The organism is Kitasatospora sp. NPDC018058 (genome assembly GCF_044327205.1).
GTDB lineage: Bacteria > Actinomycetota > Actinomycetes > Streptomycetales > Streptomycetaceae > Kitasatospora.
Genome location: NZ_JBIRFA010000006.1, coordinates 269,168 through 295,318, shown reverse-complemented (window position 1 = coordinate 295,318; position 26,151 = coordinate 269,168). Strand labels below are relative to the sequence as shown.

At 72.9% G+C, this 26,151-nt stretch carries 25 protein-coding genes; 15 read left to right on the top strand and 10 right to left on the bottom strand.

Annotated elements, in window-relative coordinates; translation table 11 throughout:
• Positions 1 to 65: 65 nt before the first annotated feature.
• The 3 genes from ACH4E7_RS11310 to ACH4E7_RS11300 all read left to right on the top strand — a co-directional run bounded on the left by ACH4E7_RS11310 (position 66) and on the right by ACH4E7_RS11300 (position 3,098).
• The gene (locus tag ACH4E7_RS11310; protein ID WP_396248770.1) at positions 66 to 1,613 is read left to right on the top strand and encodes a Na+/H+ antiporter; all 1,548 of its coding nucleotides are present in this window, start codon (positions 66 to 68) and stop codon (positions 1,611 to 1,613) included.
• A gap of 107 nt (positions 1,614 to 1,720) precedes the next feature.
• Positions 1,721 to 2,449 carry a hypothetical protein gene (locus tag ACH4E7_RS11305; protein ID WP_396248769.1) on the top strand — a complete coding sequence of 243 codons (729 nt, stop codon included), beginning with the start codon at positions 1,721 to 1,723 and terminating at the stop codon, positions 2,447 to 2,449.
• Positions 2,450 to 2,525: 76 nt separating this feature from the next.
• Positions 2,526 to 3,098, top strand: coding sequence for a hypothetical protein (locus tag ACH4E7_RS11300; protein WP_396248768.1), 573 nt, complete (start codon positions 2,526 to 2,528; stop codon positions 3,096 to 3,098).
• Positions 3,099 to 3,173: 75 nt separating this feature from the next.
• Here ACH4E7_RS11300 and ACH4E7_RS11295 read toward each other — a convergent pair whose 3' ends face one another.
• Positions 3,174 to 4,058: a winged helix-turn-helix transcriptional regulator gene (locus tag ACH4E7_RS11295; protein ID WP_396248767.1), complete on the bottom strand. Its 885-nt coding sequence runs from the start codon at positions 4,056 to 4,058 to the stop codon at positions 3,174 to 3,176.
• A 60-nt stretch (positions 4,059 to 4,118) separates the two neighbouring features.
• Here ACH4E7_RS11295 and ACH4E7_RS11290 point away from each other — a divergent pair, with 60 nt between their 5' ends.
• The gene (locus ACH4E7_RS11290; RefSeq protein WP_396248766.1) at positions 4,119 to 5,393 is read left to right on the top strand and encodes an MFS transporter; all 1,275 of its coding nucleotides are present in this window, start codon (positions 4,119 to 4,121) and stop codon (positions 5,391 to 5,393) included.
• An 82-nt stretch (positions 5,394 to 5,475) separates the two neighbouring features.
• Here ACH4E7_RS11290 and ACH4E7_RS11285 read toward each other — a convergent pair whose 3' ends face one another.
• Positions 5,476 to 6,177, bottom strand: a complete 702-nt coding sequence (locus tag ACH4E7_RS11285) for an ArsR/SmtB family transcription factor (protein ID WP_396248765.1) — start codon at positions 6,175 to 6,177, stop codon at positions 5,476 to 5,478.
• A 103-nt stretch (positions 6,178 to 6,280) separates the two neighbouring features.
• Between ACH4E7_RS11285 and ACH4E7_RS11280 the strand changes: the two genes are divergently transcribed.
• Positions 6,281 to 6,835, top strand: coding sequence for a GNAT family N-acetyltransferase (locus ACH4E7_RS11280; protein WP_396248764.1), 555 nt, complete (start codon positions 6,281 to 6,283; stop codon positions 6,833 to 6,835).
• Here ACH4E7_RS11280 and ACH4E7_RS11275 read toward each other — a convergent pair.
• From ACH4E7_RS11275 to ACH4E7_RS11265, 3 genes are all read right to left on the bottom strand, one after another.
• Positions 6,811 to 7,521, bottom strand: coding sequence for a hypothetical protein (locus tag ACH4E7_RS11275; protein WP_396248763.1), 711 nt, complete (start codon positions 7,519 to 7,521; stop codon positions 6,811 to 6,813). The genes ACH4E7_RS11280 and ACH4E7_RS11275 overlap by 25 nt on opposite strands.
• Before the next feature lie 154 nt (positions 7,522 to 7,675).
• Complete coding sequence (locus ACH4E7_RS11270; RefSeq protein WP_396248762.1) at positions 7,676 to 8,452, bottom strand: hypothetical protein; 777 nt, start codon at positions 8,450 to 8,452, stop codon at positions 7,676 to 7,678.
• A 203-nt stretch (positions 8,453 to 8,655) separates the two neighbouring features.
• Positions 8,656 to 10,731, bottom strand: a complete 2,076-nt coding sequence (locus ACH4E7_RS11265; protein ID WP_396248761.1) for a glycogen debranching N-terminal domain-containing protein — start codon at positions 10,729 to 10,731, stop codon at positions 8,656 to 8,658.
• Positions 10,732 to 10,897: 166 nt separating this feature from the next.
• On the opposite strand from ACH4E7_RS11265, the gene ACH4E7_RS11260 reads away from it, so the two are divergent.
• From ACH4E7_RS11260 to ACH4E7_RS11240, 5 genes are all read left to right on the top strand, one after another.
• Positions 10,898 to 11,932, top strand: a complete 1,035-nt coding sequence (locus ACH4E7_RS11260) for a LacI family DNA-binding transcriptional regulator (protein ID WP_396248760.1) — start codon at positions 10,898 to 10,900, stop codon at positions 11,930 to 11,932.
• 53 nt (positions 11,933 to 11,985) lie between these two features.
• Positions 11,986 to 13,239, top strand: coding sequence for an extracellular solute-binding protein (locus ACH4E7_RS11255; RefSeq protein WP_396248759.1), 1,254 nt, complete (start codon positions 11,986 to 11,988; stop codon positions 13,237 to 13,239).
• A complete protein-coding gene (locus ACH4E7_RS11250; RefSeq protein ID WP_396248758.1) occupies positions 13,229 to 14,314 on the top strand; it encodes a carbohydrate ABC transporter permease in 1,086 nt (361 codons plus the stop codon). Before ACH4E7_RS11255 ends, ACH4E7_RS11250 begins: the two co-directional genes overlap by 11 nt.
• The gene (locus tag ACH4E7_RS11245; RefSeq protein ID WP_396248757.1) at positions 14,301 to 15,197 is read left to right on the top strand and encodes a carbohydrate ABC transporter permease; all 897 of its coding nucleotides are present in this window, start codon (positions 14,301 to 14,303) and stop codon (positions 15,195 to 15,197) included. The genes ACH4E7_RS11250 and ACH4E7_RS11245 overlap by 14 nt, the downstream gene beginning before the upstream one ends.
• 102 nt (positions 15,198 to 15,299) lie before the next feature.
• Entirely contained in the window at positions 15,300 to 16,658 is a 1,359-nt protein-coding gene (locus tag ACH4E7_RS11240; RefSeq protein WP_396248756.1) for a hypothetical protein, read from the top strand.
• 57 nt (positions 16,659 to 16,715) lie between these two features.
• Here the strand turns inward: ACH4E7_RS11240 and ACH4E7_RS11235 are convergent, their stop codons facing one another.
• From ACH4E7_RS11235 to ACH4E7_RS11220, 4 genes are all read right to left on the bottom strand, one after another.
• Complete coding sequence (locus ACH4E7_RS11235) at positions 16,716 to 18,545, bottom strand: DUF1003 domain-containing protein (protein WP_396248755.1); 1,830 nt, start codon at positions 18,543 to 18,545, stop codon at positions 16,716 to 16,718.
• Between the two features lie 330 nt (positions 18,546 to 18,875).
• Positions 18,876 to 19,583 (bottom strand): ribonuclease H, encoded by a 708-nt coding sequence (locus ACH4E7_RS11230; protein ID WP_396248754.1) that lies wholly within the window; start codon positions 19,581 to 19,583, stop codon positions 18,876 to 18,878.
• A gap of 57 nt (positions 19,584 to 19,640) precedes the next feature.
• A complete protein-coding gene (locus ACH4E7_RS11225) occupies positions 19,641 to 20,393 on the bottom strand; it encodes an MBL fold metallo-hydrolase (protein ID WP_396248753.1) in 753 nt (250 codons plus the stop codon).
• A 35-nt stretch (positions 20,394 to 20,428) separates the two neighbouring features.
• Complete coding sequence (locus ACH4E7_RS11220) at positions 20,429 to 21,430, bottom strand: GlxA family transcriptional regulator (RefSeq protein WP_396248752.1); 1,002 nt, start codon at positions 21,428 to 21,430, stop codon at positions 20,429 to 20,431.
• 292 nt (positions 21,431 to 21,722) lie between these two features.
• Here ACH4E7_RS11220 and ACH4E7_RS11215 point away from each other — a divergent pair, with 292 nt between their 5' ends.
• Positions 21,723 to 22,274, top strand: a complete 552-nt coding sequence (locus ACH4E7_RS11215) for a YceI family protein (protein ID WP_396248751.1) — start codon at positions 21,723 to 21,725, stop codon at positions 22,272 to 22,274.
• Between the two features lie 167 nt (positions 22,275 to 22,441).
• On the top strand, positions 22,442 to 23,089 hold the full coding sequence (locus ACH4E7_RS11210; protein WP_396248750.1) for a DUF4937 domain-containing protein: 648 nt from the start codon (positions 22,442 to 22,444) through the stop codon (positions 23,087 to 23,089).
• On the opposite strand, the gene ACH4E7_RS11205 is transcribed toward ACH4E7_RS11210, so the two are convergent.
• A complete protein-coding gene (locus ACH4E7_RS11205) occupies positions 23,086 to 23,229 on the bottom strand; it encodes a hypothetical protein (protein WP_396248749.1) in 144 nt (47 codons plus the stop codon). The genes ACH4E7_RS11210 and ACH4E7_RS11205 overlap by 4 nt on opposite strands.
• Positions 23,230 to 23,437: 208 nt before the next feature.
• Here ACH4E7_RS11205 and ACH4E7_RS11200 point away from each other — a divergent pair, with 208 nt between their 5' ends.
• The 3 genes from ACH4E7_RS11200 (at position 23,438) to ACH4E7_RS11190 (ending at position 26,149) form a co-directional block, all read left to right on the top strand.
• On the top strand, positions 23,438 to 24,139 hold the full coding sequence (locus tag ACH4E7_RS11200; protein WP_396248748.1) for a hypothetical protein: 702 nt from the start codon (positions 23,438 to 23,440) through the stop codon (positions 24,137 to 24,139).
• Between the two features lie 16 nt (positions 24,140 to 24,155).
• Positions 24,156 to 24,698 (top strand): GNAT family N-acetyltransferase, encoded by a 543-nt coding sequence (locus ACH4E7_RS11195; protein ID WP_396248747.1) that lies wholly within the window; start codon positions 24,156 to 24,158, stop codon positions 24,696 to 24,698.
• Between the two features lie 566 nt (positions 24,699 to 25,264).
• Positions 25,265 to 26,149, top strand: coding sequence for a S1 family peptidase (locus ACH4E7_RS11190; protein WP_396248746.1), 885 nt, complete (start codon positions 25,265 to 25,267; stop codon positions 26,147 to 26,149).
• Positions 26,150 to 26,151: the final 2 nt, after the last annotated feature.

Sequence of the window (26,151 nt, the reverse complement as noted above, 5' to 3'; positions counted from 1 at the left end):
TCGGGGGACGACTGCGGCGATCGGGCTTCGGCGACCCCGAAGGTTGCGATGGGTCGTTTCTGCAGATGCACGCCGTGGGGATCGTTCTCGTCCTGGTCGTCCTCGCCACCAGTGTGGCCACCTTCGCCCGGCGGTGGCGGGTGCCCGCGCCCTCGCTGCTGGTGCTGGCCGGGCTCGGCGTCGCGCTGATCCCCGGGGTGCCCGCGCTGCACGTACCGCCGCAGATCATCGGCATGGTGGTGCTGCCCCCGCTGCTCTACGCCTCCGCCGAGGAGCTGTCGCTGCGCGACCTGCGGATGGTCTGGCGGCCGGTCACCATCCTCTCCTTCGGCCTGGTCTTCGCCTCCGCCGCCGCCGTGGGCTTCGCGGCTGTCGCCGTCGCCGGGCTGCCGCCCGCGATGGCCTTCGTACTCGGCGCCGTGCTCTCCAGCACCGACCCGGTGGCGGTCACCGCGCTCGGCCGCCGGCTCGCCCTGCCCGGGCGGGTCCAGGTGCTGGTGCAGGCGGAGAGCCTGTTCAACGACGCCACCTCCCTGGTGCTGTTCAAGGTCGCCGTCGGCGTCGCGGTGGCGGTCGGCGGGACGGTCGACCTGCCCGCCGCGGGCGGCGAACTGGTGCTGCTCGGCGGGGGCGGCAGCCTGGTCGGCGCGGCCGTCGCCGGGCTGGTCTGGCTGCTGCGCCGCCGCACCACCGACCCGGTGCTGGAGACGGTGATAGCGCTGGTCACCCCGTACGCGGCCTACGTACTGGCGGAGTCCGCGCACACCTCGGGCGTCACCTCGGTGGTGGTCGCCGGGGTGCTGCTCGGCCGCTCCACCCACCGGCTCACCGACGCGCACATCCGGCTGCAGGTGCACGCCGTGTACGCGGTGGTGGTGTTCCTGCTGGAGAGCGTCGTCTTCTCCGTCGTCGGTCTGGAACTGCCCACCCTGGTCCGGGAACTGCCGGCCGGCACCGGCTGGTGGCCACTGCAGTCGGTAGCGATCGCCACGATGCTGATCGCCGTCCGGGTGCTCTGGACCCTGCCGCTCACCCGGGCCGTCAAGCCCAACCGGGGGCGGCTCTCCTGGCGGGTGGCCGGGGTGGTCACCTGGGCCGGCACCAGGGGCGTCATGCCGCTGGCCGCCGCGCTGTCCATCCCGCTGTTCACCGAGGGCGGCGACGCACTCGCCGGACGGCCGCTGGTGCTGGTGCTCACCGTCTCGAACGTCGTACTCACCCTGGTCGTCCAGGGTCTGACCCTCGCCGCCGTGGTCAACCGCTCCGGGCTCGCCCTCGAACCCGAGCACACCGCGCGCGAGGAGGACGACGCCCGCGACGAACTCAACCGCGCCGCCCTCGACCACGTCGAGGGCCTGGCCGAGCTGGAGGCCGTCCCGGACACCGCGGTCGACCGGGTCCGCCGCGCCCTGACCGCCCGACTCGACCGCACCCCCGAGGCCCCCGACGGCACCACCGCCGACGACGCCTACCGCCAACTGCGGCACGAGGTCATCGCCGTGCAGAACACCCGGCTGCACCGCCTCTACGAGGAGCACCGGATCAGCGACACCACGCTGCGGGTGCTCCAGCGCGACCTCGACCTGGAGCAGGCGGCACTGGGGCGGAACTGATCGGGCGTCGGTCCGCCGTCCCGCAGGCCGTACCCCGGCCTTCCGGCTGTCGGGGGCTGCCGTCACACTGACGCGAGCACGAACAGGCACCACCGAACGGGGGCACCATGGCGAAGAGCCACAGCGCCGATCAGAAGAGCGGCAAGAAGAAGAAGCGACCACTCGCCGCGGGTGTGTCCCGGCCGGCCAAGCCCGTCCGCAAGCGCCCGCGCAAGGACGCTCCGCTCGCGCCGCGCACGGTGCGTCGGACGGCGGTCCTGGTCGGGGTGCTCGCACCGCTGCTGATCATCGGGCTGCTCGGGCTCGCCACCGACCCCGACTACCAGGTCGCCTGCACGGTCCTCGCCATCCTGGTCCTGATGGCGTCCGTCGTGGGACTGATGCTGATCCGGAGCACCGGATGGGTGGTCTGGCCGGCCGTCCTGCTGGGCGTGCCGCTCCTGGTGATCCCCACGGCCGCCATCCGCGCGCAGCTGATCGCCGATCGCGGAGTGGAGACCAGGGTGGTCATCACCTCGGCGCACAGCGGCAAGGACAAGATGGGCAAGGTGAGCTGGACCTGCGGCATCCGGCGCGAGGACAACCAGCCCCTGCCGCACGGCACGATCGAGGGCATCGGCTGCTCGGGTACGTCCGTCGGCACCACCGCGACCGTCCTGGTCGACCCGGACGGCTGGGCCCCGCCGGCCACCCGGGACGAGGACCTCTCCTTCCGCAGCGCCGGTGTCTACGTCACGGGAGCCGTCGCCGTCCTGTGGGCCGCGCTCACCTTCGGCGCCGCGCACCGCACCCTGCCGGGGAAGGGCGGGCGGGGCGGCCGGAAGGGCCGCAAGTAGCGGATATGACCGCTGACGAACCCTTTGCCTGTGGAACTGCCTGTTCAGGACCGGCGCGTGGCGCTAGTGTGCCGCCGTGAACGAACTGATGTTCCGGGGGAGGGACCTGTTCCGACCCTCATGGTCGCATCTGTCGCTGCTGCTCCTCGTGTTCGCCGCCCAGGTGACCGTCGGCGTCCTGAAGCTCGGCGTGGCGGCGATGTTCTGGATGATCGGCGGAACCCTCGTGCTGGTCATCCCGGCCACCCTGGTCGCCTGGCGGTCCTGGAGCAGGGTCGGGGCCGACGGCGTCACCGTCTGCTGGGGCATCGGAAGCGGCCGCACCTACTCGTGGTCGGAGATCCGGTGGATCGACGTGCGGGAGACCAAGGGCAACGGCACCCGCTCCTACGCGGCACGGATCTTCCTGCTGAACGGGCGCCGCCGCTCGCTGCCGGGCCTGCAGACCAGCACGCTGTACCCGATCGAGGAGTTCGAGGCGAACTTCCAACGGGTGCTCGACTGGTGGGAGTCGAGCACGCCCGATGCCGCCGAGCGGGTCAGGCCGGGCAAGCAGGCGCGGGACTGGATCACACCGCAGGTGGCCGGCGCGCTGATCGCCGTCGTCTTCATCGCCGTCACGTTCGTCGTCGTCGCGGCGCGACGGTGAGGATGCGCTGAGCCGGCCTGACCGGAACCGTTGTGATCGGGTGCGTCGCCGGCCGGGCCGGGGACGCACCCGCCGTCATCTCGCGGCCAGGCCGTCGAGCAGGGCGAGGGCGTCCTCGACCGAGCCCGCCGGGTCGGTGACGGGGTAGAGGACACCCCGCACGGTGCGGGTCGCGTCGAGGACCAGGGTGAGCCGCTTGAGCCGGTCGACGCCGGCGGCGCGGAAGGTGGGCAGCCGCAGCGACGCGGCCAGCTCCAGCCCGGCGTCCGACAGCAGCGGGAACGGGATCCGCGCGTGCTCGGCGAACGCGGCCAGCTGGTCCGGGCGCTGGGTGCTGACGCCGTAGACGGCGGCGTCGCGGGCGGCGAACTCGCCCATCCGGTCCCGGTAGGTGCAGGACTCCAGCGTGCAGCCGGCCGCGCCCGGGATCTCGCCCCAGCCGGGCGGGTGGCCCATGACGCCCGGTGCGAAGGCGCCCGGGAAGCAGTACAGCACCGTCCAGGTACGGTCCGCGGCGACCGGGTCGACCAGGCCGCCGGAGGCGGCTGCGAGCTCCAGGGCGGGCAGCCGGTGGCCCGTCAGCGCCATGACCCGGCGGGCCTCGGCCGAGTCGGCGGTACTGGTGCCGGTGAGCGAGCCGTCGCCCAGGATGTGCCGCCCGCCCCAGTCCTGCAGGGCGACCAGCACCGGCAGCAGGCCGCGCCCGGTCTCGGTCAGGTGGTACTCGTAGCGCGGCGGGTGCGGGTGGTAGAGCCGCTTCTCCAGCACACCGTCGGCGACCAGCGCCTTGAGTCGCTCGGTGAGCACCTTCCGGCTGATGCCCAACCCGTTCTGCAGCGCGTCGAACTGATGCGTTCCGCGGGCGATGTCCCTGATCAGGAGCAGGGTCCAGGTGTCCCCGACCACGCTCAGCGCCTGGGAGATCGCGCAGTCGGGGTCAGCCGCTTCGGTGTGCCGCATGAACATTGATTATAGTGAGTTCCCAAAGGGAACTCACTCGGTGGCGGCGAAGGGGTGGACGTGACGGCTGAAACGGTGGACACGGCGAGAACGGTGGACGCGGCACGGCCCGGCGGGCGGCGCGACGGCGGGGCGGGGGCGTTCTGGCGCTACTGGACCGCCTCGACGGTCAGCCGGCTCGGGGACCAGGTGACGACGGTGGCCCTGCCGCTGATCGCCGTGGTCACCCTGCACGCGTCGGCGTTCGAGGTCGGCCTGATCACGGGCGCCTCCTACGTCGCCTGGCTGCTGATCGGACTGCCGGCCGGCGTGCTGGTCCGGCGGCTGCCGCTGCGCGGCACCCAGGTCGCGATGGACCTGGTCCGCGGCGTCGCGGTGGCCTCGGTGCCGGTGGCGGCCGCCCTCGGGGTGCTGGGGCTGCCGCAGCTCGTGCTGGTGGCGCTGCTGGTCGGCTTCGCGAGCGTGGTCTTCGACGTCGGCAACTCCACCTTCCTGCCCACGGTCGTCCCCAAGGAGCAGCTGACCTCCCGGAACAGCCTGGTCTCCGGCAGCATCGCGGCCACCGACCTGGCCGGGCCCTCACTGGGCGGTGTGCTGGTGGAACTGGTCGGCGGCGCGGCCTCGATGCTGCTCGACTCGGTCAGCTACCTGGCCTCGGCGGCGCTGCTGGGCAGCCTGCCGCGCATCGAACAGCCGGCTGCCGGACCGGCGGGCGGCGCCGGGATGCGTGAGCAGATCCGCGAGGGCTGGCAGTTCGTCACCCGGCACCCGGTGATCAGGCCCTGTGTGGCCGGCGCCACCGCGGTGAACTTCGTCTGCGGCGGGCTGATGGCGCTCACCCCGGTGTTCCTGGTCCGCACCCTGGACGCGCAGGCCGCCGCGGTCGGCGCCCTGATGGCCACCGGCGGCCTCGGCAGCCTGCTCGGCGCCGCCGTCACGCCCCGGCTGGTGGCCAGGGTCGGCGGCGCCCGCGCGGTCTGCTGGGCCGCGGTGGTCGCCACCGCCTTCGCGCTGCTGATCCCGGTGGCCGGGTCCGGCTGGGGAGCATTGGTCTTCGCCGTCGGCAACGCCGGGTTCGCGGCCGGGGTCGTGGTCTTCAGCATCGTGACCCGCACCCACCGGCAGACGCAGACCCCACCGGAGCTGCTGTCCCGGGTGATGGCCACGGTCCGCTTCGTCTCCTGGGGCGCGATCCCGGTCGGCGCCCTCGCCGCCGGTGCCGCGGCCGCTGTGTGGGGACCGCGCACGGCGCTGCTGCTGTTCGCGCTGAGCAGCCTGGCCAGCCCCGCGATCCTGCTGGCGAGCCCGGTCCGCCGGATGCGCGAGCTGGCCTGAGCTACCGGAATCCGGGCGGTTTCACCGGTCGGCGGGCGGCGGGCCCAGGGCGTGTCTGACGATTCGCGCCCGGCGGGAATCGTCAGACACGCCTGAGGAGGTCCTGCCAGGCCCGCCGGCCGGCCGGGGTCACGGCGAGGGCGCGGCCGGTGCCGATCCGGGTGAGCCAGCCGGCGGTGAGGGCGTGGTCGCACAGCGCGGCGCCCACCGCGCCGCCGAGGTGCGGGCGGCGCTCGGTCCAGTCCAGGCAGGCGCGCACCGGCGGGCGGCGCGAGCCGCGCGGCAACGTGATGCCGAGCTCGGTCAGCCAGTCGCGGCCGGCGGCGGTCAGGCCCGGGTCCGGGCCCCAGTCCAGCAGGCCGCGCCCGACCAGCGCGTCGGTGACCGCCAGCGCGAGGGCGCCGGCCAGGTGGTCGTAGCAGAGCCGGGCCCGGGCCAGGGCCTGCTGTCGGCCGGAGGCGGCGAGCGTGCGCGGTCGGACGGCCTGCCGCGGGGCGAGGTCGGCGAGGCTCTCGATCAGCGTGACCACCCGGCGGTCGGCCAGCCGCAGGTAGCGGTGGCGGCCGTGCCGTTCCTCGGCCAGCAGCCCGCCGCCGACCAGCAGGTTCAGGTGCGAGGTCGCGGTCGAGGGCGCGACCCCGGCGTGGCGGGCGAGTTCGTTGGCCGTCCACGCCCGGCCGTCGAGCAGCGCCAGGCAGAAGGCGGCCCTGGTGCCGTCCGCGAGAAGTCCGGCCACGGCGGGCAGGTCCACGCCCACATCCCGGTCGGCGGGTCGGTCGTCCATGCCCTCGATTGTCGCCGGGAACGCTTCGACACCCGTCGAAGCGTTCCCGCCGTAGCGTTCCCCGGTCCGCCGGGCCGCCCGTGCCCCGCGCTCTGGAGGAGCCATGCCCGCTGCACACCCGACCACCGCCGCCTCGCCGCGGCCCGACCTGGTCGTCACCGACTCCCCCGCGGCCGCCGACCTCGCGCTGGTCTCCGACGCGCTGGACCGCTTCAACGTCGAGCGGACCGGGGTCGACGACCGGAGGCCGCTCGCCGTCCTGGTCCGCGAGCCCGGGACGCACCGGTTGCTCGGCGGGCTGACCGGGCGCACCTCGCTCGGGCTGTTCTTCGTCGACCTGTTCTTCCTGCCGCCCGAGCTGCGGGGGAACGGGCTGGGCGGCGCGATCCTGCGGCGGGCCGAGGCGGAGGCCCGGGCACGCGGCTGCCGCTCGGCGGTGCTCTACACGATCAGCTTCCAGGCCCCCGGCTTCTACCGGAAGCACGGGTGGACCCGGCTCGGCGAGGTCCCGTGCGATCCGCCGGGCACCACCCGGGTCTTCATGACCAAGGAACTCGCCCGGCCCGCGGAGGCGCCGCCCGGGGCGGGTCTTGTGGGTTTCGTCGGATCGGGCAAGGACCCGCAGGAGACGCCCTACAGTCCGCTCGGCCAGTTGTAGCCGCTCGGCACGGTGACGGTGGCGTTCTCGGCCGCCGTGCCGTACACCAGGGCGATCTCGTCGTGGGCGTGCAGCAGGATCGCCGCCGGGTCGCCGCCCACCGACTTGCCGTCGACGTACGCGGTCAGCGTGTGGGTGGCGTCGGTGCGCAGCCCGCCGAGGTGGTCGGCGGAGGCGGAGACCTGCCATTCGGTCAGGAACTGGCCGAGGCTGAAGTCGGCGTTGACCGGCGACTCGACGTGGATCACGCCGGTGGTGTCGTGGGTGTGCAGGGGGCTGATCCGCTGCGCGCTCTCGTCGACGCCGATCAGCGCGGGCACCGTCACGGGTTGTCCGTCGGCGTACACGTCGAGGTGCGCGTGGATGTGCAGGGCCGTGCCCTCGGCACCGAGCATCGGCAGGCCGGCCGTCTTCACGGCCGCCGCGACGTCGGCGGGCGCGTCCCAGGGCGGCGGGGTGGTCCGGCCCTCGGCGGTGGTACGCGGTTGCGCCGGAACACCGGAGGGCGGGGACGAGCCCTGGTTCGTCGCGATCACGACGGCGATCCCGCCGACCACGACGGCCAGCACCAGGCCGATCATTCCGCGCACCAGCCACCGCCGGCGCCGCGCGCGACGGGCCTCCGCGGCCCGGAGCGCTGCGGCGCGGGCCCGTCGTCCGGACGGTCCCGGGTTCTGCGCTGACATGGGTGCGGGCCTCCTCGATCGAGGTAGCTGCCCTTTCAGCCTGGCAGAGTCCGCCCCTCCCGGCGCGTCGAGCCCGGAGGCTGCCGGAGAACGCCGCGGCCCCGGCCCCCCGGGAAGGGGGTCGGGGCCGCGGCTTGTCCGGCTCAGGCCTGGGTCAGCGCTGGCCCGGGTAGCCCTGCTGGCCCGGCTGGCCCGGGTAGGGCACGTTCGGGACCTGCGGCGGGTAGGGCTGGCCCTGCGGCGGGTACGGCTGCCCCTGCGGGGCCGGGTAGCCCTGCGGGGCCGGGTACGGGTTCGCCGGCGGCTGCGGGTAGGGCTGCTGCTGCGGGTAGGGCTGGCCCTGGGGGGCCGGGTACGGGTTGGCCTGCGGCTGCTGCGGCGCCGCGTACCCCTGCTGCTGCGGGATCACCGGCTGGCCCGGCATCGGGTGGCCCGGCATCGGCTGGCCCGGCATCGGGTACGGCTGGCCGTGCGGCGTCTCGAACGGCTGCGAGGACGGGTCGATCGACCCGGGCGGGAAGGCCGCGCTCAGCTGGTCCATCTCGGCGCGCCAGATGCGGTGGATGTTCAGGCGCATCGGCTTGGCGTCGCCCGGCATCTGGAGGTACATCGAGCTCCAGATGCTGGCCCGCTTGACCCGGCTGACCGGGAAGGCGTTGCGCGGGAAGGCCGCGACGACCTCGCCGGGGCGGTTGGTCCAGCGGTTGGCCGTGTTGACCACCACGTGGGTGTTGGTGAGCGTCAGGAAGTAGTACCGGCGGGTCAGAATGATGATCAGGCCGAGCAGCGGGATCTCGCCGAAGATGCCGTTGAGCCACGGGCTGGGGCCGCTCTCCGCGTGCACGCAGGCGATGAAGGTCTCCCCAGGAGGCGCCACCTGCGAGAGCTTCTCGATGACCTGGGCTTTCTGCTTCGCCCGGAGAATTGCCATGTTTTCTGTCCTCTTACCCCGTCTTGTCCGCCGACTCTCTGCGGCGGGAAACCGGCTGAGGTTAGCAGGTGGTGATGACACGTCGAACACCACCGTGTGCGGGGACGGCCACGCCCCGCCGGGCCGGAACCCGGCGGGGTCAAGTCGGCATTCGAACCACCCGAACGTGCCGGGGGCCACGGGTGTTCACCGATGACCGCGCATCAGCGGACCGTGGTGACGGTGAAGCCCCGCGGGGCCCGCAGGTGGACCGCGCCGGTGTGGTCGGTCTCCACCCCGATCGGCAGCCCGGCCACCGTCAGCCCGCCGATCCGCAGCGACTCGTAGCCGACCGGGAGCTGTGTGCGCACCCGCAGCCGGCGGTTCGGCGCGTCCGCCTCCAGGCCGAGCAGTGCCTGCAGGACGAGCACGGCGGAGGCGGCGGCCCAGGCCTGCGGGCGGCAGGAGGCCGGGTACGGGACGGGGCGGGCGTACCGGGCGCGCGGGTAGCCGGCGTACAACTCGGGCAGCCGGTGGTCGAACGCCGCGGCGGCGCGCACCAGCCCGGCAGCCAGCGGCGCGGCGGCCCCGTGCAGGCCTTCGCGGGCCAGGCCGTGCACGGCGATGGCGGTGTCGTGCGGCCAGACCGAGCCGGTGTGGTAACCCAGCGGGTTGAAGCCGGCCGCGTCGGCGTCCAGGGTGCGCAGGCCGAAGCCGCTGTCCATGCCGGGGGCGGTGAGCCGGCGGGCGACCAGGGCGCTCTCCTCGGCGTCCAGCAGGCCGGTGCCGAGCAGATGGCCCAGGTTGGAGGCGATCGAGTCGACCGGGTGCTTGTCCCGGTCGAGGGCGACGACGGGGTAGCGGCCGTGCTCGTCCTCGGTCCAGAAGCTCTCCCGGAAGCGCTCGCGCAGCCGCTCGGCCCACTGCCGCCAGTGGTCGGCGCCGGGGCGGCCGAAGGCCTCCAGCAGCGCGGCCGCCTTGACCGCCGCCTCGTGGGCGTAGGCCTGGACCTCGCTGAGTGCGATCGGGGCGTCGGCGATCCGGCCGTCGCGGAACCGGATGCTGTCCGAGGAGTCCTTCCAGCCCTGGTTGGACAGGCCGCGTCCGGTGCTGTCCACGTACTCCAGGAAGCCGTCGCCGTCCGCGTCGGCGTACCGCTCCAGCCAGCCGAGGGCGGCCTCGGCGTTCGGCAGCAGTTCCTCGACCTCGTGCTCGGGCAGGCCCCAGCGCCAGGCGTCGTGCAGCAGCGTGAGCCAGAGCGGGGTGGCGTCGGCGGTGCCGTAGTAGCAGGGCGGCAGGCGGGAGCCGGTGTCGAGGTGCTGCTCGTCCCGGCGGACCTCGTGCAGGATCTTGCCGGGCTGCTCCTCGATGGCCGGGTCGACGCCGCGGCCCTGGCGGCGGGCCAGGGTGCGCAGCGTGCCGGCGGCCAGCCCGGTGCCGAGCGGGAGCATCATCCGGGCCGCCCAGAGCGCGTCGCGGCCGAACAGGGTGAGGAACCAGGGCGCTCCGGCGGCGAGGAAGGTGTCGGCGGGGCGCAGCGGGTCGGTGAGCAGCAGGCCGCGCAGGTCCTGGTGGGAGCGGGCGATCCAGTGCGCGAGGTGGTGTTCGCGCCCGGTGACCTCGGGGGTGTTCCAGGGGGCCGCGCCCGGCTCGGCGGCGGTGCCGACGGCGGGGGCGGGGAAGAGGTCGCCGTCGCGGTGCTCGGCGGTGCACTCCAGGACGGCCTGCCAGCTCTCGCCGGAGGCGAGTGCGAGCTCGAAGCCGAGGGTGCCGGTGGCGGCGTCGAGGTGGTCGGGTTCCGGGGTGACGGTCAGGGCCGCGGTCAACGGGCCGTGGCTCCAGCGCAGTCCGGCCCGCTGGGCCTCGGGCCGCAGGGGGGTGCCGGTGCGGCCGGCCTTGACGGTGTCCATGGCGGCGAAGTCGCTCTCGGCGCGCAGGTCCAGGCGCAGCCGGGCGGTGAGGTCGCCGGCGTTGCGGACGGTGTAGCGCTCGACCAGGCGGCCGGGGTGCAGCTCGCGGCGGCGTTCCAGGGTGGTGGCCGGGTCGGCGGTGCGCTCGGCGAGGCCGCGCAGCACGGTGACGAAAACGGTGTTCCCGTCCGCGCCCCGTGCGGTGGCGACGGGGGTGTTGGGGATGCCCGCGACGCCGACCTCCAGGCGGGAGAGGATCCGGCGGTCGCCGTGGTAGAAGCCGTCCGCGCCCTCGGCGATCCGGCCGTCGGGGCGGGAGGCGCAGAAGCTCGGGGCGGCCACGGAGAGCCGGGTGTCGTGCAGGAACGGCTGCAGCTCGATCGCTGGCATGATCTCCTCATCCTCGTTCTGGGGCTTGACAGTTGCTTCCACCCGGGCGCAACCTTTCTGCCGTTGGAGCGTTCCAAGACATTAACCCGACTGCTGGAGTCGATGGAACCCCGTATTGGAACGATCCAAGATCTTGTCGATGGAGACAGAACCTAGGATCACCGTTATGCATGCACACTCATCGCCCAGGCCGAAGGCGAGGTCCGCCGTCACCCTCGAAATGGTCGCCGCCCGGGCCGGCGTGGGCCGACAGACGGTGTCCAACGCGATCAACTCGCCCGAGCTGCTGCGCCCGCAGACGCTGGAGCGGGTCCGACGCGCCATCGACGAGCTCGGCTACCGCCCGCACCGGGCCGCGCAGGCGCTCAAGACCAGGGCCAGCCGGCTGATCGGCTACGGCATCCGGTCCAGCAGCACCGGCGTTCCGACCCCGGTCCTGGACCAGTTCCTGCACTCGCTCTCCGAAGCCGCCGACCGGGCCGGCTACCGGGTGGTGCTGTTCGCCGTCGCCCCCGGGGACGACGAACTCAACAGCTACCAGCAGCTGCTGGACGAGCACGGCGCGGACGGCTTCGTGCTCAGCGGCACCGACCGCGGCGACCGCCGCCAGGGCTGGCTGCACGAACGCGGCGTCCCGTTCGTCGCCTTCGGCCGCACCTGGTCCGGCAAGGACGTCGGCGACTGGGTCGACGTCGACGGCGCCGCCGGGACGTCGGCGGCCGTCCGGCACCTCGCCGGACTCGGCCACCGAAGGATCGGCTTCCTCGGCTGGCCCAAGGGCTCCGGGGTCGGCGACGACCGCGCCCGCGGCTGGCAGAGCGCGATGCGCGAACTGGGCCTGTCCACCCGGGGCCGCCGGGTGGAGAGCCCGGACGACCCGGAGCGCGCCACCGAGGCCGCCGGGAAGCTGCTCGCCGCCGGCGTGAGCGCCGTCGTGGCGGCCAGCGACACCCTGGCCACCGGCTGGTACCAGGCGCTGCGGCGCGAGGGCCGTTCCCCCGGCCCGGAGGCCGCCGTCATCGGCTTCGACGACTCACCGCTCGCCCCCCTGCTGTTCCCGTCGCTGACCAGCCTCGCCCAGCCGCTCGACGCGGTCGGCCGCGAATGCATGCGGCTGCTGCTGGAACGTCTCGGCGACCGCGCGCGGCCGACCGAACACGTCCTACTGGAACCGGAGTTGGTCCTCCGCGAAAGCATGTGACGCCCCTCCCGAACCGCCTCCGCTCCCCCACCCACCTCGCAAGGAGATTCCGCATGGCCACCTCCCGCACCCTCGCCGCGGCCGCCGTCTGCGCGGCCGTCGCCCTCGGCGCCGTCACCGGCTGCTCCTCCTCGGGCGGCTTCGGCGACTCAACGGCCACGCAGGACTCCGGCGGTAACCAGAGCCTGACCCTGCTGATCGCCACCTCCGGCGAGGCCGAGACCGCCGCGGTGAAGGCCGCCACCGCGGCCTGGGCCGGGAAGACCGGAAACACCGTCACCGTGCAGATCGCCAGCGACATCAACCAGCAGCTCGGTCAGGCCTTCGCCGGCGGCAACCCGCCGGACCTCTTCTACGTCAACTCCGACCAGTTCGCCAACTACGCCAAGGGCGGCTCGCTGTACGCCTACGGCGACCGGATACCGGACGCCGCGGACTTCTCCCCGCAGCTGCGCCAGGCCTTCAGCTACAACGGCAAGCTCACCTGCCTGCCCAAGGACAGCTCCACCCTGGGCCTGGCGATCAACACCGCGATGTGGCAGCGGGCCGGCCTGACCGAGGCCGACTACCCGACCACCTGGCCGCAACTCGCCGACGACGCCGGCAAACTCACCAAGAACGGCGTGACCGGCCTGGTGACCGCCCCCGACTACCAGCGGCTCGGCGCGCTGATGAAGGAGGCCGGCGGCTGGGTCACCAACCCCGAGCAGACCGCGATGACCGCCGACAGCCCGGCCAACAAGCAGGCGCTGGAGTACGTCCAGACCATGCTGAAGGCCGGCTCGGCCAAGTACGTCTCCGAGGTGGACGCCGGCTGGGGCGGCGAGGCGCTCGGCAAGGGCAAGGCCGCGATGACCATCGAGGGCAACTGGCTCAAGGGCGCGATGGCCAAGGACTACCCCGACGTCCAGTACAAGGTGCTCCCGCTGCCGGCCGGCCCCGCCGGGCAGGGCACCCTCGCCTTCAGCAACTGCTGGGGCATCGCCGCCAAGAGTCGGCACCAGGCGGCCGGCGTCGACCTGGTCAAGCACCTCACCGCGGCCGACCAGCAGTTGGAGTTCGCCAAGGCGTTCGGCGTGATGCCCTCGCGCACCAGCGCGCTGGCCACCTACGCCGAGAAGTACCCCGAGTCCAAGGCCTGGGTCGACGGCATCGCCCACTCCCAGCCACCGGTCACCATCCCCGGGTTCACCAAGGTGCTCACCCAGTTCAACACCGACCTGCAGTCGCTGAGGACCGGCGACCCGGCCACCATCCTGGCCGCACTCCAGCGCAACGGCGAGCAGGCCATCAAGAATGCCGAATGAGGGAACCGTCGGCACGAAGCAGAGGCGCGGCCTGCGCGAGGGAGCGTGGGGCTGGCTGTTCGCCGGCCCCATGGTCCTGGTCCTCGGTCTCTTCCTGGTCCTGCCGATCGCGATGGCCCTGTGGGTCAGTCTGCTGCACTGGGACGGCCAGTCCAATCCGTTCAGCGGCCACGCGGACTTCGTCGGCCTGGACAACTACCGCAGGCTGTTCGCCGACGACGGCCTGGACCGCACGCTGTTCGCCACCTCGATGCGCAACACGCTGTACTACGTCCTGCTGACCGTGCCGCTGCAGACGGTGTCGGCGCTGTTCCTCGCCGTCCTGGTCAACCAGCGGATGCTGCGCGGCCGGGGCGCCCTGCGCACGGCGTTCTACTTCCCGTCGGTCACCAGCTCGGTCGCGATCTCGACGGTGTTCCTGTTCCTCTTCCAGGGCAGCGGCGCCGTCAACCGGATGCTCGGCTGGGTCGGCGTCAAGGGCCCCAACTGGTTGGCCGATCCGCGCGGGGTCGTCTGGCTGGTGCTCGGCCGGTTCGGCGTCGACCAGCCGGCACCGACGGCCGGCGGACCGCTCGGGCTGTCCTGGTCGGAGTGGTTCGCCGGGCCCTCGGTCGCCATGTGCACCCTGATCCTGATGGCGGTGTGGACGACCTCCGGCACCTTCATGCTGATCTTCCTGGCCGCCCTCCAGGACATCCCCCGCGAGCTGGAGGAGGCCGCCGCGCTGGACGGCGTCAACCGCCGTCAACTGCTGCGCAACGTCACGTTGCCGGCGCTGCGGCCCGTCCTGTTCCTGGTCCTCACCCTGGGACTGATATCCACCTGGCAGGTCTTCGACCAGGTCTACGTGATGGGCAAGGGCGCACCCGGCAACACCACCCTCACGCCCGCCTACCTGTCCTACTCGGCCGGCTTCGACAACGCCGACTACGGGCAGGGCGCCGCCATCGCGTTCGTACTGCTCGGCCTGATCCTGCTCCTCACGGCCCTGCAGCGGTGGGTCCTGCGGGAGCGCGGCGGCAGGCCCCGGCGCGGCTCACGGAGCCCGAAGGGAGCTCGCCGTGCGGCACGCTGACCGCAAGCCCGTAGCGGACAAACCCGTCCTCGGCCGCTTCCCCCGGCCGCTGCGCGTCCTCGGGTACACCGCGCTGCTCGGCTTCGCGCTGCTCTACCTGCTGCCGTTCCTGCTGCAGCTGGCGAACAGCTTCAAGACCGACCCGGATGCCGCCGCGAACCCGATGGCACTGCTGCCGGACGGCGGCACCCTCGCCTCCTACCGACGGCTGTTCGGTCTGGCGGAGGGCGTGGAGAACATCCCGTTCCTGCGCTGGCTGGGCAACAGCGTGCTGGTGACCGTCCTGGTCACGGCCGGCCGGGTGCTGTTCGACTCGATGGCGGGCTACGCCCTGGCCCGGATCCGCTTCCCCGGCCGCCGGCTGCTGTTCGCCTTCGTGCTGGCCGTGATGGCGGTCCCGGGCGTGGTGCTGCTGATCCCGAAGTTCCTGGTGCTGAAGAGCTTCGGCATGTTCGACACCTACAGCGGGATGGTCCTGCCGCTGCTGGTCGACGCCGCCGGGATCTTCATCATGAAGCAGTTCTTCGAGTCGGTGCCGCGCGAGATCGAGGAGGCCGCGCGGATCGACGGTGCCGGGACGTTCCGGATCTTCTGGTCGGTGGTGCTGCCGATGTCCCGGCCCTCGCTGATCACGCTCACCGTGCTCTCCTTCCAGGGCTCCTGGAACGAGTTCACCCACTTCCTGGTCTCCACCCAGTCCAGCGAGCACGACACCCTGACCACCGGCCTGGGGCACTTCGTCTCCGGCGGCCTCGGCTCCGGCACGCAGTACCCGCTCAAGCTGGCGGCGGCGTTGGTGTCCACCCTGCCGGTGGCGGTGCTGTTCTTCTGCTTCCAGCGCCACTTCGTGCGCGGCGCCAACTCGGGCTCGTCGAAGGGGTAGCTGCCGCGGGGTCGAAATCCGGCCGAACAGCCGTGATCTCGGCCGGATAGCTTAAAAGGAGGGTCAAATAATCGCGTGACTCCTTGCTGATAATGTGATCGCATGTGTACGCGCTGCGGCGCGCTTCGCCACAGGGGAGGGATCGGCCTGGCCCCGTTCGATCAGGCCCTGTCACACAGGAGTTGGACCATCAGCACCGCCATCCGCAAGGCCGCCCGCGGCGCGCTGCCCGTCGCGGTCACCGCTTCCGTCCTCGCCACGGGTCTCACCGCCTGCGGCACCGCCGAGCAGCTCTCGGCCGCCCAGCAGGTGTCGAAGGCCTTCGACAAGGTCGGTGACAGCAAGTCGGCCGGCTTCACGCTCTCCGTGGATGCCACCCCCGAGCAGATCGTCGCCTTCACCAAGGCCACCGGTGAGGAGGCCGACGAGAAGAGCGCCCGGGGCCTGTCCGGACTCTCCCTCTCCGTCGCGATCTCCGCCGACAAGCCGCTCAAGGAGGTCGACGCCTTCAAGAAGGAGGCGAAGGACCTCTCGCTCGACAAGTCGGTGCGCGTCTCCTACACGGTCGCGGACAAGAAGGGCACCACGCTCCTCGAGTACCGCCAGCTCGACGCCAAGGCGTACCTGCACATCGACGTGAAGAGCGTCCTGAAGCTGACCGGCCAGGACCCGTCCGAGGCCGACACCGCCACCAAGGACCTGCCCCCGGAGCTGAGCAGCGCCAAGGACGTGCTGAACGGCAAGTGGATCTCGCTCGACCTCCAGGAGCTGGCGGACGAGGCCAAGAAGAAGGACGGCGCCAAGGGCGCGACGCCGGAGGCCGTGCCCTCGGTCGACCCGGAGGCCGCCAAGCAGCTCGTCAACTCGTTGAAGGACGTGTTCAACCGGACCGTCACCTTCGACGACAAGGGCAAGAAGGACGGCGCCGAGCACATCTGGATGAGCGCCCCGGCGCGCACCGCGGTGGACGAGCTGTACAAGGCCCTCAAACCGCTGTCCGGCAAGTTCCCGCAGCAGTTCAAGAACTTCCCGACCGAGGCTCCGAAGGACGTGCCGGACACCAAGGTCGGCGTCGACCTCTACCTGAAGGACGGCAGGTTCTCCTCGGCCACCTTCGACCTGGCCCAGCTGGACACCAAGGCCGGACCGGGCGTCAACTTCCCGGTGAAGCTGACCTTCAACGAGGCCGCGCCGAACGTCCAGGCCCCGGCCGACGCGGTGAAGACGACCAGCGACGACCTGATGAAGACCTTCCTCGCCCTCGCCTCCGGCGGCGCCGGGCCCGAGACCGGCGACGCCGCCGGGGCGGACTCCGTCCCGCCGATGACCGAGGCCGCGCCGCTGACCGACGCCCAGCTCAAGGAGCTGGCCGGCCTCGGCATGCCCGAGGCGCAGGCCCGTGCCTTCAACAAGATCGGCATGAGCTTCGAGGAGATCAAGTCCATCGCCCAGGAGAAGTGATCCCCTCCTGACGCGGCGACCGGCCGGTCGCCCCCATGGCCGGCCGGTCGCCCCCGTTCAACCTCGTTTGCGCAGACCGACCTCGGCGCGTGCGGGCTCCGGAACATCGAGGTCGCTCGCGGCCCGGACGGCCTCCACGGCGGCGAGTTCGCTGGGCACCCGGGAGCGCGCGCCCAGACCGAGAATGCCGCCCTCCTCGTTGGCGTCGGCGACGACCACGGCGATCTCCAGCAGGAAGGCGCGGAACTCGGCGAGTTCGTCCGGCGCCTGCTCGGCGACGATCCGAACGGCCGCGCGGATGGTGTCCAGCGCGGGACCGCGGTACGCGACGTAACGGGTGTCGGGACGCAGCCCGGTGTCGAAGGTCGAGGCGGCCGCGAGCTCCCGGACGAAGCGTCGCGGATGGGTGCCGCTCGCCTCGCGCAGCAGCTTGACGATCGCGATGATCTCCTCGGGGTCGGCAACGCCCTCGGCGAGCGAGACCAGGACACCGGAGGCCATCAGGGCCCGGCCCAGGGTCGCCCAGTCCTCGGGGGTGAAGTCCAACTCGCCCACGCCGTCGGCGATGCGGCTGATCCGTACCACCTGGAAGCCGACGTCGGCCAGGACGGCGGGGATCCGGCGGACCGACTCCACCGTCCGGGCCCGGGCCCGATCGGACAGCTCTTCCCAGGGCAGGGACTCGACGCGGCCGTCCCGCCGGCCGGGCAGCGAAGCCGAGTCGGCGCCGTGCTCGCGCTCGTGTTCGTGTTCCTGTTCGTGTTTGTGTTCGTGCTCCAGCCGGGCCAGGACCTCGGCCTCCTCCTCGGTGAAGTCCCCGAAGCCGCCGCCGGCGTCGGAGGCCACCTGCTCGGAGGTGGGCACCATCAGGCAGCCGACCGTGGCGAGGCGTTCGCCGAGCTGCCGGGCTTGGCGCCGGTTGGCTGCCCTCAGCTCCTCGGGCAGCTCCTCCCAAGGCAGCAGGGCGGCCCGGCTGCCCGGCTCCTCGCCGTCCTCGACCGCCACCGTCAACCGGCTCTGGTGGATGGCCCGCGCCAGATGCCGGATGACCTGGGCGCTGGTGTAGTCGGCCAGGCTCTCGATGACCTTCCCCTGTGCCTCCAGCCGGGCCTTCATCCGGCCGCACTCGTGCAGTACGGCCTCGGCGTCCAGCAGGGTCTGCTCGGCGCGGCGGTCGCCGGCCTTGCCCAGCACGTCCTGGCCGACCATGATCACGATCATGAAGATCAGCTGGGCCAGGGTGGACAGGAAGCTCATGAAGGCGAACGGGTACGGGTCGAAGGTCTGCACCCCCAACTGGGACAGACCGATCCAGACCACCTGTGTCCCGGCCGCGAGGCAGAAGGCCCCCATGCTGCCCAGCCGCTGGGTCAGCCAGGCGGCGATCCGCCCGTTGACCCCGGTGACCTGGTCCAACGCCTGTGGCGGCGGCTGCACCCGGTGCCGCTGAATCCACGGGTGCCCGCTGGTCTCCAGCAGGCTGACCCCGCGGCCGAGCGCGCGGTCGTGCCGGTCCAGGTGCGCCTGGAGGTCGGCGACCTTGGCGAAGATCGCCTCGGCGTTCTCGTAGGTCTGCACCGCCCGGCGGTCGGCCGCCTGGCCCAGGACCCGCTGGCCGACCAGGATCACCAGGCAGAGCACCAGTTGGACCACGTTGTCCAGGAACAGCAGGAAGCCGAAGGGGTACGGGTCGACCGAGTGCAGCGGCCCCCAGGTCGCCAGCGCCATCCAGCCGCCGACCACCACCAGGGCGACGTACAGGGCGGGCATCGAGCCCACCGCCCGGGTCAGCGCCGCCGCGATCGCGCCGTTGGAACCGACCTGTTCGTCCGCCATCGCCACCGGCTGCTGCCGTGGCTGATCGGTCCCCGCACCCGCAGCGTTCACGCCCGCTCCTCACCATCGGCTCCGGCGCCGCCGCCGAAGTCATGCTCATGATGACAGCGGGCGCGCCGGTCGGCGGGCCGCTGGACTGCGATCCTGACACCGTGTCAACGCCGCTTCCACGCCCGGCGTGTGCGGCTCGCCCCGACCGTCGCGGAGGTGGCTTCGGTGGCCGTCGGCGAACTCCAGCCGGAGGCTGCGGTCCGCCGGGGCCGCACCGCGGCGGCCCGTCGACCCGGAAGCCGGCGGCAGTGACCGACCGCTGTCGTCCAGCGCCCGGCCGGGCCGTCGCCTGAATGCGGGTACTCAGGCGACGGCGTCGAACCGCCCGGGTCAGGCGTGGGCGGCGGCGCACTCCGGGTGGCCCCAGCTGCTGCCCACCTTGGTGATCTTGTCGCCCTTGGCGTACGGGCGGCTGCACGGGCAGGTGCCGGGGAAGCGGGCGTTCAGGGTGCGCGAGCCGGTCCGCTTGGTCGTGCTGCCGGTACCGCCGCCGCTGCTCGTCGCTGCGGCGCGGGTGCTGCGGGCCTTGGGGGCCTTGGCAGCCGCGGCCGGGTCGGGCACCGGGAGGTCGGCGGCGGTCCCGGCGGCGGCCCGCTGGGTGCGGGCGGCGTCGCTGGCGGCCTTGTCGGCGATGGCGTTCAGCGGGTCGCCGTCCGCCTGGTGGGCGGGGACGTACACGAAGGTGACGTCCCGGCCCTCCAGGAGCTCGTCGATCCGCTGGATCAGCTCGCGGTTGGCCACCGGCTTGCCCGCAGCCGTCTTCCAGCCGTTGCGCTTCCACCCCTTGAGCCACTTGGTCACCGAGTCGCGGGTGTAGGTGCTGTCCAGCCGCACCTCCAACGGGACGCCCGGGTCGGTCGCGGACAGCAGCTGTTGCAGCGCCGTGAGCTCACCGATGTTGTTGGTGCTGTGCCCGAGCGGCCCGGCCTCCCACCGCTGGGGCGCCCCGGCGCTGTCCGCGACCACGTAGGCCCAGGCCGCCGGGCCCGGGTTGCCCTTGGCTGCTCCGTCACACGCTGCAATGACTCGTTCGACCATGCCTCCGATCATGCCTGGTCAGGGGGCCGGGAGCCAAAGCCGCTCAGCGGCTCCGGATCAGTCGAGGACTTCGGCGACGCCCGGGGTCAGCCAGTGCAGCCGGTCCGCCAGGCCTGCTGCCGCGAACCGCTCGACGGTCTCCCCTCGCCCCTCGGTGAAGTGCTCCCACGAGGTGTAGTGCACCGGGACCACCCTGCGGGCGCCGAGCGAGGCGGCGAGCGCCGCCGCCTGGACCGCGTCCATGGTGATCAGCCCGCCGCCGCCGAAGGCCTCGATCCTGGCCGCACCGAGGTGCAGCAGAGCCGTGCCGATGGTGAACCTCCGTCCGATCTCGTCCAGTTCGGGGATGTGGACGGTGTCGCCGGAGATGTAGACGGCCTCCTCCTCGCCGGGCACCTCGACCACGAACCCGGTCACGTCCCCGACCGGACCGTGCTCGCCGGGCGTACCGGTGACGTGCACGGTCCGGTCACCGACGGTCACCGTCCGGGTCTGCCAGGGCGCGAGGCCCAGCGCACCGCCGCCGAGCCGGGCGGCGCCGCTGACCGTGGTCAGCACCGGGCGCCCGGCGAGAAGGGTGCGGCCGGTGGCGTCCAGGTTGTCGGGGTGCTCGTCGTGGCTGAGCAACACCCCGTCCACCTCCGGGAGTTGGTGCACGTCCAGGGCCGGTCCGGTGGTGCTGCGCAGGACGACCGGGTCGTGACGGTACTCGGCGGGGGCGGGGTCGAAGACCGGGTCGGTGAGCAGCCGCAGGCCGCCGATCTCCAGCAGGACGGTCGCGGTGCCGATGTGTGTGGCCGTGATCTTCACGATTCTCCTCGATGATTCTCGGTAGTTCTTCGGGTTCAGGGTGTGGCGACGCGGAACCGCCGCCGGTACTCGCCCGGGGTCGCGCCCAGGTGGTCGCGGAACACCCGGTGCAGGGTCTCCACCGAGCCGAAACCGCAGGCCCGGGCAACCCCCGGCAGCGGATGGTCGGTCCGCTCCAGCAGCCGGCGCGCCGCCTCCAGCCGCAGCTCCTCGACGTACGCGCCGGGCGTGGTGCCGGTCTCGGACCGGAACACCCGGGCGAAGTGCCGCTCGCTCATGGCGAGTCGAGCGGCCAGCGCGGGCACCGAGAGGTCGGCGTCCAGGTGCTCGCCGATCCAGCGGCGCAGGCTCCGCAGGTCCGAGCGGCCGCCGACGGGATGGGCCAGCGGGACGCTGAACTGGCTCTGGCCACCCGGACGTTGCAGGTACATCACCATGATCCGGGCGATCTCCAGGGCGAGGTCGTCGCCGTGGTCCTCGGCCACCAGGGCCAAGGTGAGGTCCATCGAGGTGGTCAGGCCCGCGCTGGTCCACATCCGCCCGGAGCGGATGAACACCGGGTCGGCGTCCACCTCCACCGCCGGGTGGTCGGCGGCCAGCCGGTCGGCGGTCGCCCAGTGGGTGGTCGCGCGGTGCCCGTCCAGCAACCCGGCGGCCGCGGTCACATGCGCGCCCGCGCACACCGAGGCGACCCGCCCGGCCCGGGGCCCGATCTCACGCAGCCAGGCCACCACCGCGGGATCCACCTGTGGCACCGGCCCGTGCGGCTCCAGGTCCACCCGGCCCGGCACCAGCACCGTGTCCGGCCGCACCCGCGCCGCCTCCAGCGTGCCGCTCACCTGCAGCGGCACCCCCGAGAACGTCGCCACCGGCCCACTGCGCTCGGCGCACAGCCGCACCTCGTACCCTGGCCGCTCCGGCGCCAGCAGCTGCCCGGCGAGCGCGAAGATCTCGGCGGGCCCGGTCACGTCCAGCGCGTTCACCCCGGGGAAGACCGGGATCACGACCAGGTGCGGCAGGCGGGGTGCGTCGTCCATGGCTCCACCCTCGCCCGGCAGCGGGTGTGGCGGCAATGACAGGACTGTGCAGGATCCCGCCATCGATCCCGTCATCGACGTTCCGTCGACCGGCCGCGCCTTCACCCGTGCGCGCTAACTTGCCGCGAGGGTGCCGCGCGGCGGGCGAGGCGGTGTCGCGACGGGCTGGCAGTTTGCACCCTGGCACTCCGCACCGCGCCTCGGCCGGGCGGAGGGAGGGGAAACCCCGGCATGGTCGGGGGACACCCCGGGCACACCGCCGCCAGGACCGAGACCATCGTGGAGGCACACCGTGACCGTTTCACTCCCCGAGCTCACCGGGGACTACGTCCTCGACCCCGCCCACACCCGGATCGGCTTCGTCGCACGCCACGCCATGGTGACCAAGGTCCGCGGCGCGTTCCACCGGTTCGAGGGCGCCGCCCACCTGGACGGTGGCGACCCGTCCCGTTCGACCGCCCAGCTCACGATCAAGGCCGAGAGCATCGACACCGGGGTCGAACAACGCGACCAGCACCTGCGCACCAACGACTTTCTCGACGCCCCCAACTACCCCGACATCACCTTCCGCACCACCTCCGTCGAGCCCGGCTCCGATACCGAGTACCGGGTGACCGGCGACCTCACCATCAAGGACACCACCCGCCCGGTCACCATCGACTTCGAGTACACGGGCAACGCCGTCGACCCGTACGGCAACCTGCGGGTGGGCCTGGAAGGCTCGGTGACGATCAGCCGCAAGGATTACGGCGTGACCTGGAACGCGGCACTGGAGGGCGGCGGCGTCCTGGTCGGCGACAAGGTCGTCCTGGAGTTCGACATCTCCGCGATCAAGCAGGGCTAGCAGCCACCGACGGCCCATCGACGGCCCCGTCGGCGCACTCCGCCAACGGGGCTTCGCCGGTTCATCCGACCTCCCCACGGCCCGGCACACCTACATCCCCGGACGGAGCGCCCCGGCGACCTCCGACCGATTGATCCTCCTCCCCCGGGCCCAGCAAGATGGCCCGCATGTGGGGCAAGTGGATCGACTGCCGGGTGCGGCCCGGCGCACACGGGGCCTTCGCCGCCGGCCAGCGCCGCTGGGCGGCGCTCGCGGACCAGCCGGGGCTGGTCGGCCAGGTGGGCGGCTGGTCCCGCGCGGACGGCCGGGCACTCGTGCTGGCCCTCTGGGCGGACGAGGAGGCGTACGGCCGCTTCATGCGCGAACGTCATGACGCGGTCGCCACCGAGGCCGCCCAGCAGGGCAGTTGGCGATCGATCCAGGCGGCCGCCGGCCCGGTGGCGCTCACCATGCCGGGCTCGGCACCGTCCCTCGTGGACGCCCTGCAGCACGCCACCCTGCTGCGCGCCGCCGACTGCCTACTGCGCCCCGGCCGTACCGGCCACTTCCTGGAGGTCCAACGCGAGGTCTGGGCCCCCGGCATGGCAGCGGCCGGCGGCATGCTCGCGGGCACCGTCACCCGCCTCGCCGCCGACCGCTACCTGGTCACCACCCTCTGGACCTCCCCCGAGGCCCACGCGGCCTACACCGCCGACGCACTCCCCGCGCTGCGCGCCCGCGCGGACGTCCCGGCCGACGCCGAGTCACTGACCGGGCACGTCCTGCCGCTGGAACCTTCCTGGCAGGTCCTGCCGTCACGGATCCGACGGGTCTAGTGGTGCGCGGCGGCGTCGAAACCCTCGGGGGCGCGGTCCACGAAGACGGTGACGGCGGTGATCCGGCCGTCCTCGTCCAGCTGGACCACATCCGTACCGGCGGCGAAGGACGTGCCCTCGCCCTCGCCGGAAGCCCCCATCACCTGAGCCGTGAGAGCAGCTCGCCCCACTCGTCGCCGCCGTCCGCCCCGGTCCGCTCGCCACCGCAGCGGGGGTGATCGCGATGATGGTGGCCGCCCTCACCGGCGCCACCGCTCCCGCCACCGGCCTTCACAAGCCGCCCGGCCCGACGAAGGACCCCGCCCCGCCGCCTCCCGTCCACCCCCTGACCTGGCAGGATCTCGCGCCATGACGCGAATCGAGACACCACCGCCCGGGCCCGGGGCCAGGCGGCGCGGCGGACGCGGCGGCCGGGGCGGGAAGAACGACACGCCCTGGCCGAGGCGTCCCCTGCTGACCGCCCTGTGGATCCCGGCCGCCGCCGTGCTGCTGCCGCTCGGCGGCGCGCTGGGCGCCTTCGGCCTGTGGCTCCTGCTCCCGTCGCTGTTGCTGGTCATCACCGGGCTGGTCGGCCTGATCTACGCCCTGGTGAGCCTCTGCCAGTCCGGCCCCCTGCGGCTCGTGGCGCTGCCGCTGCTGATCGCGCCGCTGATCGGGGTCCCGCTGCTGAGCATGAGCACCGCGCAGGCCGCCGTGTTGTCGATGCGCGGCGTGGCCCACCCGGGCACGGTCACCGAGGTCCGGGTGAGTCACGGCAAGACCACCACCTACTCGTGCGCGGTGCGCTACGAGGACGCGCCGGGTCGCGGCGGGTCCGTGAAGTGCGGGGCGGGCGACACCGCGGGCGAGCGGGTCAGCGTCGCCGAGGACCCGGGCGGCCTGGTGGATCCGGAGTTCACCGACCAGGCCGCCAATCCCCGGTTCGATCTCGTCATGGACGGCCTCGCCGACCTGACGCTGCTGGTCATCGCCACCGTGACGGCCGCGATCGGAGCGCTGCTGCACCGGCTGCAGGTCCGCCGTAATCCTGTTGCGGGAGCGACGGGGTAGCGGGGATCCTCCACAGATGGAGCTGGCAGAGCAGGAAATCGCCCTGGGTGAGGTGACGCTGCGCCGTTTTCGCGGCGAGGCGGACCTCCCCGAGTTCTTCCGGGTCATCGAGGAGTCGCTGGAGCACCTGCGGCCGTTCATGCCGTGGGTCGCCGAGCACAGCCTGGCGAAGACCACCGCGTTCCTGGCCGAGCGGCCGGAGTTGTGGGAGAGCGGCAAGGACTTCACCTACGCGATCCTGCTGGACGGCGCCATCGTCGGCGCCTGCGGGCTGTTCCGGCGCGAGGACACGCCGGAGAACGGCCGGGAGATCGGCTACTGGTTGCACCCCGCCGTGACCGGCCGGGGCATCGCCACCCGGGCGGCCCGGGGGCTGGCCGAGCAGGCCTTCCGGCTTCCCGGCGTGGACTTCGTCGAGATCGTGCACGACTCGGCCAACCACGCGAGCGCCGCCGTTCCGGCCCGGCTCGGCTTCACCGAGTACCTGCGCCGCCCCGCCGAGGCCCTCGCCCCGGCCGAGACCGGCGAGGAGCAGGTCTGGCGGCTCGACCGTTCCTGACGGACAGGTCCCGACGGCCCGCCGCCGTGGGGGGAATGCGCGCGGACCGCCGGGTTGCGCCGGCCGGACGGGACGATCCGGCCGGCGCCGTGGGAACGAACGCGGCCGGAGACCCTCATCTCCGCGCGGAGCGCCCCATCTCGAACCCCGCGTTCCGGCCGCACACCTCTGCCACGGCCTCGCGCGTTCGTTCCCACGCCCAGGAGACCGTGGGCGGACCACAGCGATAACACTTTTCCTTTCGGCCGGCCCACCCCGGAGACCCGATTGACGGTTCATCACCCCTCGGGGGCCTGCCGACCGCGCCCGAGGCGGCGCCCGCCTGGAACGCGCCCTCGCCGGACCCGCGGGTCACTCCACGGCGCTCGGGGCCGCCGACACCACGTCCGACACCCGGTCAGGAAGCTTGTACCGAACCGTCCGTTTCTTCATACTTTCGGGCAGCGCCTGTCAGGGGCAGATCATCCGCCGCGCTTCCGGACGGCACCGGCCGGGGTCCGCCCACCGCCTGACCGCGCCTCACGGCCCCCAACCCTCGGGGGCCTCTCACTCCCAGGAGGAGATCGGTGAGGACCATGCGCAGGACCCCCCACACCGGCATGACCCGGAGCATCCGCCTGCTCGCCGCGACGCTCGGCCTGCTGACCGCCACCGCGGTCGCCGCGCCGGGCGCCGCCGCCGCACCCGCCCACACCGCCATGCCGGAACAGCTCGCGGCGATCAGTGACGCCGTCCTGAACGCCGAGGTCGACGGGACGGCCTGGTACGTCGACCAGGACGCCGGCCGCGTCGTGGTGACCGCCGACAGCACGGTGACCCCCGCCGGGCTCGCCAAGGTCATGCGCGCCGCCGGCCCCGCCGCCGCCACCCTGTCCATCCACCGCGTCGCCGGTGCCTTCACCCCGCTGATCGCCGCGGGCGACGCCATCTACGGCGGCCAGTACCGCTGTTCGCTGGGCTTCAACGTGGTGAGCGGCAGCACCCACTACGTCCTCACCGCCGGCCACTGCGGGAACGTCGCCCAGACCTGGTTCACCGACAAGGCCCACACCACGCTGATCGGGCCGACCGTCAGCTCCAGCTTCCCGGGCACCGACTACGCGCTGGTCCGGTACGACGACGACACGCTGGCGCACCCCGGAGGGTTCACCTCCGCACCCAACGCGTACATCGGCGAGTCGGTCACCCGCACCGGCTCGACCTCCGGCACCCACACCGGCACGGTCACCGGGCTCAACGTCACCGTGCGCTACTCCGACGGCGGCACCGTCCGCGGCCTGATCCAGACCGACGTCTGCGCCGAGCCCGGCGACTCCGGCGGCCCGCTGTACGAGGGCACCAAGGCGCTCGGCCTCACCTCGGGCGGCAGCGGTGACTGCACGGTCGGCGGAACGACCTTCTTCCAGCCGGTGAACGCCGCGCTCGCCAAGTACAAGGCGAGCGTCTACTGACC

Excerpts from the sequence above, each read along its gene's own strand:
- ACH4E7_RS11310 (WP_396248770.1), top strand. The coding sequence starts at position 66 with ATGCACGCCGTGGGGATCGTTCTCGTCCTGGTCGTCCTCGCCACCAGT.
- ACH4E7_RS11305 (WP_396248769.1), top strand. The coding sequence starts at position 1,721 with ATGGCGAAGAGCCACAGCGCCGATCAGAAGAGCGGCAAGAAGAAGAAG.
- ACH4E7_RS11295 (WP_396248767.1), bottom strand. The coding sequence starts at position 4,058 with ATGCGGCACACCGAAGCGGCTGACCCCGACTGCGCGATCTCCCAGGCG.
- ACH4E7_RS11285 (WP_396248765.1), bottom strand. The coding sequence starts at position 6,177 with ATGGACGACCGACCCGCCGACCGGGATGTGGGCGTGGACCTGCCCGCC.
- ACH4E7_RS11280 (WP_396248764.1), top strand. The coding sequence starts at position 6,281 with ATGCCCGCTGCACACCCGACCACCGCCGCCTCGCCGCGGCCCGACCTG.
- ACH4E7_RS11275 (WP_396248763.1), bottom strand. The coding sequence starts at position 7,521 with ATGTCAGCGCAGAACCCGGGACCGTCCGGACGACGGGCCCGCGCCGCA.
- ACH4E7_RS11270 (WP_396248762.1), bottom strand. The coding sequence starts at position 8,452 with ATGGCAATTCTCCGGGCGAAGCAGAAAGCCCAGGTCATCGAGAAGCTC.
- ACH4E7_RS11265 (WP_396248761.1), bottom strand. The coding sequence starts at position 10,731 with ATGCCAGCGATCGAGCTGCAGCCGTTCCTGCACGACACCCGGCTCTCC.
- ACH4E7_RS11260 (WP_396248760.1), top strand. The coding sequence starts at position 10,898 with ATGCATGCACACTCATCGCCCAGGCCGAAGGCGAGGTCCGCCGTCACC.
- ACH4E7_RS11255 (WP_396248759.1), top strand. The coding sequence starts at position 11,986 with ATGGCCACCTCCCGCACCCTCGCCGCGGCCGCCGTCTGCGCGGCCGTC.
- ACH4E7_RS11250 (WP_396248758.1), top strand. The coding sequence starts at position 13,229 with ATGCCGAATGAGGGAACCGTCGGCACGAAGCAGAGGCGCGGCCTGCGC.
- ACH4E7_RS11240 (WP_396248756.1), top strand. The coding sequence starts at position 15,300 with ATGTGTACGCGCTGCGGCGCGCTTCGCCACAGGGGAGGGATCGGCCTG.
- ACH4E7_RS11230 (WP_396248754.1), bottom strand. The coding sequence starts at position 19,583 with ATGGTCGAACGAGTCATTGCAGCGTGTGACGGAGCAGCCAAGGGCAAC.
- ACH4E7_RS11220 (WP_396248752.1), bottom strand. The coding sequence starts at position 21,430 with ATGGACGACGCACCCCGCCTGCCGCACCTGGTCGTGATCCCGGTCTTC.
- ACH4E7_RS11210 (WP_396248750.1), top strand. The coding sequence starts at position 22,442 with ATGTGGGGCAAGTGGATCGACTGCCGGGTGCGGCCCGGCGCACACGGG.
- ACH4E7_RS11205 (WP_396248749.1), bottom strand. The coding sequence starts at position 23,229 with ATGGGGGCTTCCGGCGAGGGCGAGGGCACGTCCTTCGCCGCCGGTACG.
- ACH4E7_RS11200 (WP_396248748.1), top strand. The coding sequence starts at position 23,438 with ATGACGCGAATCGAGACACCACCGCCCGGGCCCGGGGCCAGGCGGCGC.
- ACH4E7_RS11195 (WP_396248747.1), top strand. The coding sequence starts at position 24,156 with ATGGAGCTGGCAGAGCAGGAAATCGCCCTGGGTGAGGTGACGCTGCGC.